This is a genomic window from Staphylococcus sp. ACRSN (assembly GCF_022346615.1).
Lineage (GTDB): Bacteria > Bacillota > Bacilli > Staphylococcales > Staphylococcaceae > Staphylococcus.
The window spans coordinates 64,091-75,929 of the sequence record NZ_JAKRNS010000011.1 but is presented as its reverse complement, the minus strand read 5'-3'; the positions used below and the strand labels follow the sequence as shown (position 1 = coordinate 75,929).

Below are 11,839 nucleotides of genomic sequence, written 5' to 3'. Positions count from 1 at the left end.
TATTTTACAAAACAATTTGAAAAATCAAAAAAATGAGTTTATTGTAAATCTTCGCATTATTATTTGTCTGGAAGGAATATTAAATTTTTTAAATTTATTGAAGGTGATTGGTGACAGTCGCTGTAAATGGAGGATTTTTTGAATGTTAAACAAGAAAAAAGATAAGTTCATGGTGCAACTAGAGGAAATGGTATTCAACTTAGACCGCGCAGCAATTGAATTTGGAAAGATGGATTTTAATACACATTTAGATCTTAAAGCATATTCAGATAATATTAAAACATATGAGTCACATGGTGACGAATTAATGCACCAAGTGATTTCAGATTTAAACCAAACTTTTATTACACCAATTGAACGTGAGGATATCCTCTCTTTATGTAACGCAATTGATGATGTTTTAGATGCTATGGAAGAAACTTCAGCAATGTTTGAGATGTACTCAATTGAATATACAGATGAATATATGGCTGAATTTGTAGATAATATTCAAAAAGCTGTAGCAGAAATGAAATTAGCTGTAGGCTTACTTGTAGATAAGAAATTATCACACATGCGTATACACTCTATTAACATTAAAGAATTTGAAACAAATTGTGATGGTATCTTACGTCAATCAATTAAACACATCTTTAATAGTGAAACAGACCCAATCACATTAATTAAAGTGAAAGATATATATGAAAGTATGGAAGAAATTGCTGATAAATGCCAGGCAGTAGCGAATAATTTTGAAACTATAATTATGAAAAATAGCTAAGGAGTCTTAATTTATGGAATACATTATGATTATCACAGTAGCTATCGTTATTTTTTCACTCGTATTTGACTTTATCAATGGTTTCCATGATACAGCGAATGCGGTTGCTACTGCTGTTTCAACGCGTGCATTAACTCCTAGAACTGCGATTTTATTAGCAGCAGTTATGAACTTTATCGGTGCATTAACTTTTACTGGAGTAGCTGGCACAATAACAAAAGATATCGTCGATCCATTTAAATTAGAAAATGGTCTTGTCGTTGTATTAGCGGCGATTATTTCTGCGATTCTTTGGAATTTGATTACTTGGTACTATGGTATTCCAAGTTCATCATCACATGCATTAATCGGATCAATCGCAGGTGCAGCAATAGCATCTCAAGGTTCATTTGCAGTGTTACATTATCAAGGATTTACAAAAATAATCATCGTTTTATTAGTATCACCAGTTATTGCTTTTGGAGTCGGCTTTATAATTTATTCAATTGTTAAAGTTGTATTTAAAAATGCAAATCTTACAAAAGCAAATAGAAACTTTAGATTTTTCCAAATTTTCACAGCATCATTACAATCCTTTTCACATGGGACTAATGATGCACAAAAGTCAATGGGGATTATCACACTAGCTCTTATCGTAGCTAATGTACAACAAGGTACTAGTGTTGAGCCACAATTATGGGTTAAAGTTGCATGTGCGACAGCAATGGGCCTTGGTACTGCAGTAGGTGGTTGGAAAATCATCAAAACAGTTGGTGGTAATATCATGAAAATTCGTCCAGCTAATGGGGCAGCAGCTGATTTGTCATCAGCACTAACTATATTTGTTGCTTCATCATTACACTTCCCATTATCAACAACACACGTTGTATCATCATCTATCCTAGGTGTTGGTTCAGCAAACCGTATTAAAGGCGTTAAATGGAATACTGCACAACGTATGATCATCACTTGGGTAATTACCTTGCCAATTTCAGCGATTGTAGCAGCAATCATTTATTATATAATGAATATTTTCTTATAAATGAAATAAGATGTATTTAATGTCTTTTTCATTTCAATGAGCTACTATATAAAATTATAATGTAGATTGAGACATTACAACTGTTTCAACCTGCATTATTTTTTTATACAAAAATTCTGGAATGTTTTATAATTAATAGAATTTAATAAATATAAAAATAAAAAACCGACTTGCCATTTTGGATTTTAAAATGACATTTCGGTTTCTTTGATTTATAAAATTAATGTATATAATTGTAACTTGAAACTTCAGAAGCTGGTATAGTACGATAGTCAACTGTACCTGGAGGTGTATTATAATTCATTTCTGAAATTAAGATACTTCCATCAGGATTAACACGTTCAACATATGCAACATGTCCTACAGCGCCTGAGTACGTTTGTAAAATAGAACCAGCACTCGGTGTGTTGTTTACTGTGTATCCATCAGCTGCAGCATTATTTGCCCAGTGATCAGCGTTCCACCAGTATGTACTGATAGGTTGTCCAGTTTCGGCTCTACGATTAAATACGTGCCAAGTACATTGGCCCCAGTCGTATAAATTAGCATCGCTTGCTGTTGATCCAGTGTTTGATGTTGTAGTAGAACCTGTAGTTGATCCACCTGAACCACCTACACCTGTTCCGCCTGGAATAGTTAATGTTTGGTTTGGTTGAATAATATAACTATTTAAGTTATTTGCTGACATGATTTCATCTACAGAAACACCATATTTACTAGCGATAATATCTAATGACTCACCAGATTGAACAGTGTGCGTATTACCACCAGATGTTTGTTGAGAAGTATTGGAGCTACTATTTTGACTTTGTGATCCACTTCCACCAATTTCAATAACTTGTCCCGGAAATACCATATTATTGTTGATGTTATTATTTTGCTTAATTTCGTCTACAGAAACACCGTATTGTTGTGAAATTGTCCAAAGTGACTCACCCGACTGTACTGTATGCTGTGTCGATGCTTCAGCGTCATGATTAGCGATAAATGCTGCTGCTCCTGAAGCAGCGGTTACTGCAAATGCTAACTTTTTCAAAAGAACTCCTCCTCTGATACCTTATATATGTCCCGAAGTTATTAGAGCATATAGTTTATAGTAATTGTCTAAATTCAAATTCCATATTAACAAAAAACCAACGCTTTGTGTCTGTTGTTATAAAGTTGTAATATTATTAACATTTTTAGATAAAAAAGGCTATGATCGTTGAATACCCTTACAGTCGCATTTAAAACAAATTGTATTGTGCTTTAACGGCATTTTATATTCATAATTGTAATATTCATTTAAAGATATAAATGTTAAATTTGCAGTATTGAATATATTGAGTACTTATTAATGATTCATTTATTTAATAAAATAATATCATCCATGTTTGCTTACATGAGTTTAAGTGAAAATTATAATTAATGATTTATTTTCTTTCTATATTATTAGATAGTAAAATAAAGTTATGCAGAGTAGCTTATTCTGACTAAATTAGTGACATAGATGTATATGATTGAGGAGTGAAATTAATGGCTGAAACAGCACAAGATACAAAAAAACAGCAACATAAGTCTAAGAAAAAGACACAGGCAGGTGCATATGGCAAGGTATGGTTATTCTTTGTGTATTACTGGATAATCTTTGGTATTGGTTGTTATTTTGGTCAATATTTACCGTTAGAATGGAGACGTCCACTATCTTTCGTATTACTCGCACTAGTCCTTATTACTGTACTATTTAATCGAGCAAGACGTTATGGTATTGTCATATCTCATATATACGCAATTGTAGTGGGGTTATTATCCTATGCTACATTTACAGCCTATTTACAAAATTTAGGACCAGAAGTTTTTTATAAAAACATAATCCTTGCTATTGCAGCCTTTATTGCATTTGGATTGATTGGTTACTTCTTAATAGGCAATGCTGCAAGTATGGGTAAATATTTATTTGTGACATTAATAGCATTAATTGTGGCAAGTTTGATTGGAATGTTCATCCATAACCCCATTTTTCATACCATCATTACGGTTGTAGGTCTATTATTATTCTTACTTTATACGTTATATGATTTTAATCGTATGAAAAGAGGGCAATTCTCACCAAGAGAAATGGGTTTTAATTTATTTATTAATTTATTACACATAATTAAGTATGTACTGAATTTGGCAAATAGATTTAAAAAATAATTCTGTTTAAATGTTTACACTTAAATATGTAGTTCAAGCACACTTAAATTATTGCGTAAGTTTAAGTGTGCATTTTTTATACAAACTGAATAATTACATTAAGTAGGCGTACATCTATGTTATACATGGAAAATATTGTATAATATATCATGGTAGTTAAAGTATTTATCGAGAAAGTGAGATGACGATATGGGACGTAAATGGAATAATATTAAAGAAAAAAAGGCCCAAAAGGATAAGAATACAAGTCGAATTTATGCGAAATTCGGTAAAGAAATATATGTAGCAGCTAAATCAGGAGAACCTAATCCAGAATCTAACCAAGCGCTACGACTAACTTTAGAACGAGCTAAGACATATTCAGTGCCTAATCATATTATTGATAGAGCGATTGAAAAAGCAAAAGGTGCAGGCGAGGAAAACTTTGATGAATTAAGATACGAGGGCTTTGGTCCAAGTGGATCAATGATTATCGTTGATGCACTAACAAACAATGTAAATAGAACTGCATCTGATGTACGTTCAGCTTTTGGTAAAAATGGTGGCAATATGGGTGTATCTGGATCAGTTGCCTATATGTTTGATTACACAGCTGTATTTGGTATAGAAGGTAAATCTGCAGATGATACCTTAGAAGCTTTGATGGAACAAGATGTTGACGTTAGAGATGTTATTGATGAAGATGGTTTAACAATTGTTTATGCAGAACCTGATCACTTCGCACAAGTGCAAGATGCGTTGAGAGCATTTGGTGTTGAAACCTTTAAAGTGGCAGAATTTGAAATGTTACCACAAACTGATATTGAATTGTCAGAAGAAGATCAAGTAACGTTTGAAGGATTAATTGATGCCTTAGAAGAATTAGAAGACGTTCAAAATGTGTTCCATAATGTGGATTTGAAATAAGATGATGACTACAGTAAAAAAATGGGTTGATCAACTAGAACTAACCCCACATCCTGAAGGTGGTTATTATAAGGAAATAATTAAAGGTGAGCAAGATGAAGTGACAGCGCGTGCTGCTTATTCAAGTATTTATTTCTTGCTAACGCATGACAATATTTCACATTTTCATCGTATTGATGTGGATGAAATTTGGTATTACCATGCTGGAGATTCTTTAACTATTCATATGATTGATGCGAATGGATTATATAATAAGGTAACAGTTGGACAAAATATTGAAGCAGGTGATGTATTACAATACGTTGTACCTAAAGGCACAATATTTGCATCTTCAATTGAGGACGGTGTTGGGTATGCGCTCGTAGGTTGTATGTGTCAACCAGCCTTTGATTTCAATAATTTTGAGATGTTAAGTACTGAGCAACTTAACAAGCAATTTCCCCATTTATTAGAAATTAATAACAAGTATGCATTGTCGCAATCAGAAATAACAAAATATAATTAACACATAAAAAAGAAAGTTATCACATGCAAGAAGCATTGTGTGATAACTTTCTTTTTTGTTATTTTGCCGTACCGAATACTTCGTTAGCGATTTCTACAACATAAGCCAATTTTTGCCATTGTTCGTCTTCAGTTAATTTATTTCCTTCTTCTGTAGAAGCAAATCCACACTGTGGACTTAAGCAAATTTGGTCTAATTCGATATAATTTTGAGCTTCTTTAATACATTTTAATACCGTTGCTTTATCTTCTAATTCTCCATTTTTGGAAGTGAATAAACCAAGCACAGCTGCAGATTGATCTTTAGGGAAGTAGCGTAATGGTTCAAAATCACCAGAACGCTCATCATCATATTCTAAGAAGAAACCACCTAAATTTTCTTCGAATAAGTAAGGGGCGATTGGTTCATAACCACCAGAAATAGCCCATGTTGACTTGTAATTGCCACGACAAATATGTGTTGTTATAAGTAAGTCCTCTGGTAAATCTTTAACTGCATCATTTACTACACGATAAGCGAGTTGTCGAGCAACTTCTTTTTCTTCTTCAGAACGATCTCTACCACGAGTTTTTTGAGTTCCTGAAGTTAAGTTTGCCCAATATACGTCATCTAATTGAATATATCGTGCACCTAATTCATAAAATTTAAGCAAACTATCGTGATATGCTTGAGCAACATCTTTAGCAAAATCGTCAATATTAGGATAAATCTCTTCATTTAAAATATCTGGATGGAAAAGTTGGTTTGGACTTGGAATGGAAACTTTTGCAGTAGCACGACCATTTACTTTGTCATGTAAAAACTTAAAGTGTTCAAAATGAGGATGTTCAGAATTGAAAGCTACTTTAGCAACAACTTGTACATTGTGATTTCGTGTTTCTACACCCGCAAATGATAAACCTTTATCGGAAGTATAGCCTTGAACACCTTCCAAATTTTCTAAGAAATCAAAGTGCCACCAACTTCGACGAAATTCACCATCTGTAATACTATGTAAACCTACTTCTAATTGCTTTTCTATAATATGTTCAATTTCTTCGTCTTCGATTTGCTTTAAAGCAGTAGCATCGATAACGTTATTTTGATAATCAGCACGTGCATCTTTTAAGCGTTGTGGTCGCAATAAACTACCAACATGATCTGCTCTAAAAGGTCTTTGTGTTAATGTCATGACTGCATCTCCTCTTTGTTAAGAATTTTCTGAAAAATATAAATAAAATTTAACAGAATTCAAAAGTAATGTCAATTTCGCTTTTGCGCCATGAAATATAGTACAATAGTACTAAATAAATTTCGCAATGTGATTTTGCATAGAAAAACGTAACAACAGATGACACATAGAAGCCAGTTATATATAATAATGACAAGGAGTTGATGGCAGTGAAAGTAAAATATATTGATAAGCGTCACTGGCGTCGCATCATTGATAGAGAGTATACAGAAGTAAAGGTGAATAATAATAAGTATAAAGGAATCATCGGTTTAGTGACGATGAAAAAAGTACGTGAACCTTTAGAGGTCAGTGTTGTCGGGCAAAATATTATCGTCGCCGATGATAATTATCAATGGTTACAAATTTTACCTGAAAAGAAACGCTATAGTATCACAGTGATGTTAGATGACAAAGGCAATCCGTTAGAGTATTACTTCGATATAAATATAAAAAATGTAACACAAAAAGGAAATGCTCGAACTATAGATTTATGTCTAGATGTATTAGTACTTCCAAATGGAGAATATGAACTCGTTGACGAAGATGATTTACAACGTGCATTAGACCAAGGACAAATAACTAGAAAGCAATATCATGAAGCATATGTTATTGCACATCAATTAATGATAAAAATTGATGAAGACTTTAAAACGATGCAAGAAAAAATCATGTACTGTTACCATAAAATTAAACATAAACCAAAAGCTAAAAAGCCTTATAAACACCCAAAACATAAAAAGAATGAGCGTAATCAACAAAGTACCAAATCAAATCCAGCAAAGCATATAAACCAAAAGTACGAGCGTAGTAATTTATCTCATAATAAAAACGATCAAACTGATCAAGAAGAGCATAATAAAAAGCACTAAGAATTAAAATATCAGCATCTATTTTCTAGTTTTAATTATTAATACATTGATAATTAAAATGGGCAAGAATGGTTATATCGAGATAGATATAATCATGTTATAGTAATAATTATAGTTAATATATCAATGATTTTGGTGAATTAGGATTGAATAACTAATTTACTATTTATAACTATATAAATTAATGATAAATGCATTGATTATTAAATGAGCGACATGTTCTTTTTGAGCACATAGGGGGATAATATGAAGATTGATGATTATCGCTTGTTAACTACTTTAGATGAAACGAAAACACTTAGAAAAGCTGCTGAAATCCTATACATTTCACAACCAGCAGTGACACAACGTTTGAAAACGATTGAGAATGCATTTGGTGTGGAAATCTTTATTCGAACAAAGAAGCAACTCATCACAACGACAGAAGGTACAATGATTATTGAACATGCAAGAGATATGTTGAATAGAGAACGTCTTTTTCTCGATAAGATGCAAGCACATATTGGGGAAGTTAATGGGACGATTTCTATAGGGTGCTCATCTTTAATTGGTCAAACCTTATTACCAGAAGTGTTGAACTTGTATACGAGACAATTTCCAAACGTAGAAATTCAAGTACAAGTAGGTTCAAGTGAACAGATAAAAGCAAATCATAGAGATTACCATGTCATCATTATTCGTGGTAATAAAATTATGAACTTAAGTAATACACATTTATTTAATGATGAACACTATTTTATTCATCCAAAGAATAGATTTGATGAAGTAGATAAGTTACCGTTTATCGAGTTTCAAGCCGATCCAATTTATATAAATCAGATTAAAGAATGGTACGGTAGTCAAATCGGACAAGATTATCGAGCAATGATTACAGTAGACCAAGTTGCAACTTGTAAGGAAATGCTACTAAATGGTGTTGGAGTGACAATATTACCTGAAATAATGATGCGTCATTTAGATCATGAGCAGTTTGAATTTAAACGCGTAAACATCGATGAAAAACCATTAATCAGGTCGACATATATGAGTTATGATGCGAGCATGTTACAATTACCTCAAGTTGAGTCCTTCATTAATCTGATGATGGAATATGTTGAGTCTTAATCTTTGAACAATAGTTACTAAATATTCAGTTTGATGCAATGCGTGTATGAAAAGCAAACATAATTAATAAGAATTGGGGTAAAATCAATGTTTGGAGCTTTACTACATATTAAGAATTATAAGTTGTTTGTAGTAAATATGATGTTATTAGGGATGGGTATTGCGATTACAGTGCCGTATCTCATTTTATTTGCTACCAATGAATTAGGTATGACATCCTCGCAGTACGGTCTACTATTGGCTTTAGCTGCTATTAGTCAGTTTATTATGAACACCATTGTCGCACGTTTTTCCGATACACACGATATCAATAGAAAATTAATTATCGTCAGTGCATTATTTATGGGTGCATTAAGCTTTTCCATATATTTTTACATCCATGAGATTTGGATATTTATCTTGATTTATGCAATATTTCAAGGATGCTTTGCGCCTGCGATGCCTCAGATGTATGCATCAGCAAGAGAATCGATAAATGCATCAGCTTCTAGAGATAAGGCGAAGTTTGCAAATGCGGTATTACGGTCAATGTTTTCTTTTGGGTTTTTATTTGGTCCATTAATAGGAGCTTTATTACTACAAATTAATGGTTATTCAGGATTATTTGCAGGAACAATTTCAATTATACTGTTTACCCTGATTTTACAATTATTCTTCTTTAAAGATATTCAGACTAAGAAGAGTGTGTCAGACGTTACACATGTAGAAGCGGAAGCACCGAATATGTTACGTGATAAACGTTTATTCGTTCCTTTTGTAGCATTTATACTTTTACATATTGGTCAATGGATGTATACGTTAAATATGCCATTGTATGTTACAAAATATTTGAAAGAGCCTCAAGGTTATGTTGGTGGTCTTGCTAGTTTATGTGCAGGATTGGAAGTTCCGTTTATGGTACTACTAGGTGTATTATCAGCTAAACTTGAAACACGAACACTATTGATGTTAGGTGGATTGTTTGGTGGATTATTTTATTTCAGCATCGGTGTATTTGAGAACTTAATCATGATGTTTGTTGGACAAGTATTTTTAGCTATTTTCTTAGCTATATTATTAGGATTGGGAATTAGTTATTTCCAGGACATTTTACCTGATTTTCCAGGATATGCATCTACATTATTTGCAAATGCAATGGTTATCGGTCAGTTATGTGGTAATCTATTGGGAGGAATTATGGGCCAATGGGTTGGCTTAGGTAATGTGTTCTTTATATCGGCAATATCTATTTTTGTTGGTATGGTACTTATATTCTTTACGAAAGATCAACAATTCACAGAAGAAAGTACGGTGAAATAAATTGTCAGCTATCTTATGGATATTAATTATATTATCATTTATCTTAGCCTTTATCGGATTGGTTAAACCTATTATTCCTTCAGTATTAGTTTTATGGATAGGATTTTTAATTTATCAATTTGGATTTAATAATCATCATTTAACTTGGGTGTTTTATGTATCCATGATTTTATTTACGTTATTTATCTTATTGGCGGATTTCTTAATGAATAAATATTTTGTAAATAAATTTGGCGGATCTAAACTTAGTGAATATGCTGCACTAATTGGTGTAATTATAGGATGTTTTGTATTTCCACCATTTGGTATCATTATTATACCTTTTGCAGCAGTATTCATTGTCGAATTAATTCAAGAACCTAATTTTACAAAGGCATTGAAAGCAAGCTTTGGTTCAGTTATCGCATTTTTAGCGAGTTCAGTAGCCCAGGCAATAGTTATGCTGATTATGGTTATTTGGTTCTTCCTAGATGCGTTATTAATTAATTAAATATGGTAAATAATAATTAAAGAGTTAACTATTAACATTAAAGGTATTTTTCAAATTACTTATATTATGTTGGTAGTTAACTCTATTTTATTTTTATTGTTTTTAATAGCTAACTATATTAAGTTTAGTGAAATTTTGTTAGTTTAATTTAAATGTAAGCGTATTATTTATAAAAAATAATTAAATTTAAGCAACTCTCTTGTTTTCAGATAGCAATTTTTAGTATAATCACAAGCATGTTTGAAAAAAATTGAAAACGGAGGAAACCAAAATATGAAATATCCAGTGGCAATTTGGATGCTTGCAATAGGTGCTTTTGCGATAGGGATGTCAGAATTTGTAATTATGGGACTATTACCGAATATTGCACGTGATTTTGATGTTACAGTAAGCCAAGCAGGTCAACTGATTACTGGTTACGCATTAGGTGTAGCCATCGGTGGTCCAATATTAGTAATGTTAACGATTAAATGGAATAGAAAATATCTCTTACTCGTTCTTATGGGAATCTTTATATTAGGGAATATTGCTGTAGCAATGAGTCCAAATTATGGCTTAATGATGACGAGTAGAATTATAACTTCTTTAGCACATGGTTCTTTCTTTGGCATAGGTTCTATTCTAGCGGCAAGCATGGTCAATCCGGAAAAACGAGCAAGTGCAATGGCACTTATGTTTATGGGACTTAGTTTAAGTAATATCTTAGGTGTACCTTTTGGCACATTAGTTGGTCAAAACTTTGGTTGGCCAATGACATTTATAATCATTTCAATTATTGGTGTTCTTGCATTGATTGGAATAATAATCTTTGTTCCAATGCGTCGTGAAACTGTTAAATCATCAGTAGTTAACGAACTGAAAATATTAAAAGAAAAACGTTTGTGGTTAACATTAGCAGTAACGTTGTTTGGATTTAGTAGTGTATTTGCTTATTTCACATACATTTCTTCAACATTAACAGAAGTTTCGCATGTTCCAGAAAATTTAATTTCTTATTTATTAATTATTTTCGGTGTGGGTGTGACATTGGGCAATATTGTAGGTGGAAAATTAGCTGACTGGAATCTAAATAAGGCACTTAAAATTATTTTTGTAATCTTTATTTTGTATTTCATTTTGCTATATTTTGTACAAACAAATAGCATTCTTATGGTTGCAGGAATATTCTTCTTTGGACTTATTGGATTTAGTATGAGTCCTTCGTTACAATTCAAAAGCACATTAATTTCGAAAGATGCGCCAACACTAGCAAGTACATTGAACCAATCAGCATTCAATTTAGGTAATGCATTGGGTGCATTTATCGGTGGTGTAGTGGTAACCAATTTGCCACTGGCATCATTGAGTTTAATTGCTCCGATACTAACAATTATAGGTTTAATATTCTTGTTTATTAGCATTGCTGTAGAGAAAAAAGAAGACGCTATTGAATTAGGTTAATAAACAAACGTACCAAAATTTTTGGTAATATTTTAAAAACACTTTTTTGAATTCAAG

General features: G+C 32.2%; 12 protein-coding genes. 10 read left to right on the top strand and 2 right to left on the bottom strand.

From position 1 onward, the window contains the following. The first annotated feature begins 142 nt into the window (after window positions 1–142). Window positions 143–760, top strand: a complete 618-nt coding sequence (locus tag MHZ36_RS10890) for a DUF47 domain-containing protein (RefSeq protein ID WP_042738139.1) — start codon at window positions 143–145, stop codon at window positions 758–760. A 13-nt stretch (window positions 761–773) separates the two neighbouring features. Next, window positions 774–1,781, top strand: coding sequence for an inorganic phosphate transporter (locus MHZ36_RS10885; protein ID WP_239231658.1), 1,008 nt, complete (start codon window positions 774–776; stop codon window positions 1,779–1,781). 220 nt (window positions 1,782–2,001) lie between these two features. Here MHZ36_RS10885 and MHZ36_RS10880 read toward each other — a convergent pair whose 3' ends face one another. Then, window positions 2,002–2,817 carry a LysM peptidoglycan-binding domain-containing protein gene (locus tag MHZ36_RS10880; RefSeq protein ID WP_239231657.1) on the bottom strand — a complete coding sequence of 272 codons (816 nt, stop codon included), beginning with the start codon at window positions 2,815–2,817 and terminating at the stop codon, window positions 2,002–2,004. A gap of 479 nt (window positions 2,818–3,296) precedes the next feature. Between MHZ36_RS10880 and MHZ36_RS10875 the strand changes: the two genes are divergently transcribed. The 3 genes from MHZ36_RS10875 (at window position 3,297) to MHZ36_RS10865 (ending at window position 5,367) form a co-directional block, all read left to right on the top strand. Then, window positions 3,297–3,956 (top strand): Bax inhibitor-1/YccA family protein, encoded by a 660-nt coding sequence (locus MHZ36_RS10875; RefSeq protein WP_239231656.1) that lies wholly within the window; start codon window positions 3,297–3,299, stop codon window positions 3,954–3,956. Window positions 3,957–4,145: 189 nt separating this feature from the next. Beyond that, window positions 4,146–4,862: a YebC/PmpR family DNA-binding transcriptional regulator gene (locus MHZ36_RS10870; protein WP_239231655.1), complete on the top strand. Its 717-nt coding sequence runs from the start codon at window positions 4,146–4,148 to the stop codon at window positions 4,860–4,862. Window positions 4,863–4,866: 4 nt separating this feature from the next. Next, window positions 4,867–5,367, top strand: a complete 501-nt coding sequence (locus tag MHZ36_RS10865) for a cupin domain-containing protein (protein WP_481867134.1) — start codon at window positions 4,867–4,869, stop codon at window positions 5,365–5,367. Between the two features lie 58 nt (window positions 5,368–5,425). Here MHZ36_RS10865 and MHZ36_RS10860 read toward each other — a convergent pair whose 3' ends face one another. Next, on the bottom strand, window positions 5,426–6,538 hold the full coding sequence (locus MHZ36_RS10860) for a 5-methyltetrahydropteroyltriglutamate--homocysteine S-methyltransferase (RefSeq protein ID WP_239231653.1): 1,113 nt from the start codon (window positions 6,536–6,538) through the stop codon (window positions 5,426–5,428). 209 nt (window positions 6,539–6,747) lie between these two features. Here MHZ36_RS10860 and MHZ36_RS10855 point away from each other — a divergent pair, with 209 nt between their 5' ends. The 5 genes from MHZ36_RS10855 (at window position 6,748) to MHZ36_RS10835 (ending at window position 11,782) form a co-directional block, all read left to right on the top strand. Beyond that, the gene (locus MHZ36_RS10855; RefSeq protein WP_239231652.1) at window positions 6,748–7,449 is read left to right on the top strand and encodes a ribonuclease FAU-1 family protein; all 702 of its coding nucleotides are present in this window, start codon (window positions 6,748–6,750) and stop codon (window positions 7,447–7,449) included. A gap of 246 nt (window positions 7,450–7,695) precedes the next feature. After that, window positions 7,696–8,553, top strand: coding sequence for a LysR family transcriptional regulator (locus MHZ36_RS10850; RefSeq protein ID WP_239231651.1), 858 nt, complete (start codon window positions 7,696–7,698; stop codon window positions 8,551–8,553). Between the two features lie 87 nt (window positions 8,554–8,640). Further along, window positions 8,641–9,852 carry a sugar efflux transporter gene (locus tag MHZ36_RS10845; RefSeq protein WP_239231650.1) on the top strand — a complete coding sequence of 404 codons (1,212 nt, stop codon included), beginning with the start codon at window positions 8,641–8,643 and terminating at the stop codon, window positions 9,850–9,852. A gap of 1 nt (window position 9,853) precedes the next feature. After that, window positions 9,854–10,342, top strand: a complete 489-nt coding sequence (locus MHZ36_RS10840) for a DUF456 domain-containing protein (protein WP_239231649.1) — start codon at window positions 9,854–9,856, stop codon at window positions 10,340–10,342. A 273-nt stretch (window positions 10,343–10,615) separates the two neighbouring features. Continuing rightward, entirely contained in the window at window positions 10,616–11,782 is a 1,167-nt protein-coding gene (locus tag MHZ36_RS10835; protein ID WP_239231648.1) for an MFS transporter, read from the top strand. Window positions 11,783–11,839 lie beyond the last annotated feature (57 nt).

Coding starts and splice junctions, on each gene's coding strand:
- MHZ36_RS10865 (WP_481867134.1), top strand. CDS start 4,867: ATGACTACAGTAAAAAAATGGGTTGATCAACTAGAACTAACCCCACAT.
- MHZ36_RS10870 (WP_239231655.1), top strand. CDS start 4,146: ATGGGACGTAAATGGAATAATATTAAAGAAAAAAAGGCCCAAAAGGAT.
- MHZ36_RS10845 (WP_239231650.1), top strand. CDS start 8,641: ATGTTTGGAGCTTTACTACATATTAAGAATTATAAGTTGTTTGTAGTA.
- MHZ36_RS10875 (WP_239231656.1), top strand. CDS start 3,297: ATGGCTGAAACAGCACAAGATACAAAAAAACAGCAACATAAGTCTAAG.
- MHZ36_RS10850 (WP_239231651.1), top strand. CDS start 7,696: ATGAAGATTGATGATTATCGCTTGTTAACTACTTTAGATGAAACGAAA.
- MHZ36_RS10835 (WP_239231648.1), top strand. CDS start 10,616: ATGAAATATCCAGTGGCAATTTGGATGCTTGCAATAGGTGCTTTTGCG.
- MHZ36_RS10885 (WP_239231658.1), top strand. CDS start 774: ATGGAATACATTATGATTATCACAGTAGCTATCGTTATTTTTTCACTC.
- MHZ36_RS10860 (WP_239231653.1), bottom strand. CDS start 6,538: ATGACATTAACACAAAGACCTTTTAGAGCAGATCATGTTGGTAGTTTA.
- MHZ36_RS10890 (WP_042738139.1), top strand. CDS start 143: ATGTTAAACAAGAAAAAAGATAAGTTCATGGTGCAACTAGAGGAAATG.